This window comes from Citrobacter sp. CK180 (assembly GCF_030333655.1).
GTDB lineage: Bacteria > Pseudomonadota > Gammaproteobacteria > Enterobacterales > Enterobacteriaceae > Citrobacter_B > Citrobacter_B koseri.
Window position 1 is genome coordinate 1 of the sequence record NZ_JAOWFM010000038.1, and the last position, 1,592, is coordinate 1,592.

The window sequence follows — 1,592 nt, forward strand, 5'->3', positions numbered from 1 at the left end:
GTCTTCCAGGCCGCTGCCTGAAATCCTGCGATTGGGTGGTGCGTATCTGCTGATACTTTCAAATTTTGGAGCGGGAAACGGGACTAGAACCTTGTCCACAACTCTTTGATTTGAAAAGAGTTTTCGTTTTTCCCGCAACAGGAATGGACAAGATTATGGACTTATTCTTTCGCGGTGGCAAGTGTTGTGACAACTTTTTTTCTACCGCAGGCTGCTGACGTCCATCGACATCTGGTCTCCCCCCCAGAGCCCTCAGTACCAATCAGGGTGATCGTGCCAGGAAAGCCTAGTACAAGCTACGCTCATACAACCAGCCCGGTCCGCTATCAACCGGGCAGAACACAAGCCAGGCAAGCGCCCGCGCCACAAAGCCGCGCTTCTGAACGCAACACGCAGGGCCTGCCCAAGACAGGCCCTCTGCACGAGCCTTGCCGTTCGCGAACACCAGATCAATGGTCGACTGGTGACTGTGTATGCACGTGAACCTTCGCCCCGTGGCAACGATGATCAACCGTCGTACGATCGTCCAGGAGGCAGGCCGATTCGTTGGTCCTATGTGCAGGCATGAGCAACGATCGGGCGTCAATGATGGAAGTACCCAAGCATGGGAGACCTTCACGACATGGTGTTCTTTCCGGTTCGTTTTCAAGCTCGAATAACAGTGTTCTGTCCGCTGCCGGAGAAGCATTTCAACAACCAAAGGAAGACACACCATGAGGATACGACACCTGCACTATTTTCTGATCGTCGCCGAAGAGCAGAGCTTCGCTCGCGCTGCAGCAAGGGTCCACATCGAACCCTCGCCGCTGTCGCGCGCCATCAAGGAGCTGGAAACCCAGCTTGGCGTCAGGCTTCTCGACCGCACCAAAGGGCGGATACGACTGACCTGGCCTGGAGAGGTTTTCCGTGAAGAAGCGCGCCGCATGCTTGCTTTCATGGACAACGCCCAGACACGCGTTAACTCGGCCTCACAGGGCTACCGCGGCAGGTTGCGAATAGGCCTGGCCGATAGCCTGGCCCAACCGCGGCTTACACGATTGCTCGCCCGTTGCCGTGAGGAAGAGCCTCGTACCGAGATCCGGATCGACGAGATGACGGTGAACGAAATGCGGCACTGTTGCAAAGTTAGCGATGAGGCAGCCTTTTGTCTTATTCAAAGGCCTTACATTTCAAAAACTCTGCTTACCAGGCGCATTTCGCCCAGGGGATCACCATAATAAAATGCTGAGGCCTGGCCTTTGCGTAGTGCACGCATCACCTCAATACCTTTGATGGTGGCGTAAGCCGTCTTCATGGATTTAAATCCCAGCGTGGCGCCGATTATCCGTTTCAGTTTGCCATGATCGCATTCAATCACGTTGTTCCGGTACTTAATCTGTCGGTGTTCAACGTCAGACGGGCACCGGCCTTCGCGTTTGAGCAGAGCAAGCGCGCGACCATAGGCGGGCGCTTTATCCGTGTTGATGAATCGCGGGATCTGCCACTTCTTCACGTTGTTGAGGATTTTACCCAGAAACCGGTATGCAGCTTTGCTGTTACGACGGGAGGAGAGATAAAAATCGACAGTGCGGCCCCGGCTGTCGACGGCCCGG

The 1,592-nt window shown here is 55.1% G+C and carries 1 protein-coding gene and 1 pseudogene; one reads left to right on the top strand and one right to left on the bottom strand.

Features of this window, described 5'->3' with window-relative positions; genetic code table 11:
- The first annotated feature begins 713 nt into the window (after positions 1 to 713).
- Positions 714 to 1,217, top strand: a complete 504-nt coding sequence (locus tag OGV50_RS06690) for a LysR family transcriptional regulator (protein WP_286488402.1) — start codon at positions 714 to 716, stop codon at positions 1,215 to 1,217.
- Here the strand turns inward: OGV50_RS06690 and OGV50_RS06695 are convergent.
- Positions 1,163 to 1,592, bottom strand: a pseudogene (locus OGV50_RS06695) (IS6-like element IS26 family transposase); the annotation flags it as partial. The gene OGV50_RS06690 and the pseudogene OGV50_RS06695 sit on opposite strands and share 55 nt — an antisense overlap.

Coding starts and splice junctions, on each gene's coding strand:
- OGV50_RS06690 (WP_286488402.1), top strand. CDS start 714: ATGAGGATACGACACCTGCACTATTTTCTGATCGTCGCCGAAGAGCAG.